This is a genomic window from Myxococcus llanfairpwllgwyngyllgogerychwyrndrobwllllantysiliogogogochensis, from assembly GCF_006636215.1.
GTDB lineage: Bacteria > Myxococcota > Myxococcia > Myxococcales > Myxococcaceae > Myxococcus > Myxococcus llanfairpwllgwyngyllgogerychwyrndrobwllllantysiliogogogochensis.
Map to the genome: position 1 here is coordinate 1 of NZ_VIFM01000744.1, position 461 is coordinate 461.

At 52.9% G+C, this 461-nt stretch carries 1 protein-coding gene; it reads left to right on the forward strand.

Annotated elements, in window-relative coordinates:
- The coding region (locus tag FJV41_RS50305) for a terminase gpP N-terminus-related DNA-binding protein (RefSeq protein WP_438616797.1) at nt 1–461 on the forward strand (461 nt) is incomplete at both ends.

A 461-nucleotide genomic window follows, 5' to 3' on the forward strand; every position in this document is an offset into this window, starting at 1 on the left:
CAGGGATACCGCGTAGCCCGCATTGCTGAAATGCTGGGCGAAAAAGTTGCAACCGTTCACAGCTGGAAAAAGCGCGACAAATGGGGCGAATACGGCCCACTCGATCAGATGCAGCTCACCACTGCCGCCCGCTATTGCCAGCTCATCATGAAGGAGCACAAGGAAGGGAAAGACTTTAAAGAAATAGACCTGCTGGCGCGCCAGTCCGAGCGCCACGCCCGTATCGGTAAATTTAACAACGGCGGTAATGAGGCGGACCTTAACCCCAACGTGCAAAACCGCAACCGCGGCCCCCGCAAGACACCAGAAAAGAACCTGTTTACTGACGAACAGATCGAAAAGCTGGAAGAAATTTTCCGCAACGGAATGTTTGAATATCAGCGCCACTGGTCGGAAGCAGGAATTAAGCACCGTATCCGCAACGTGCTTAAATCGCGCCAGATCGGCGCTACGTATTATTT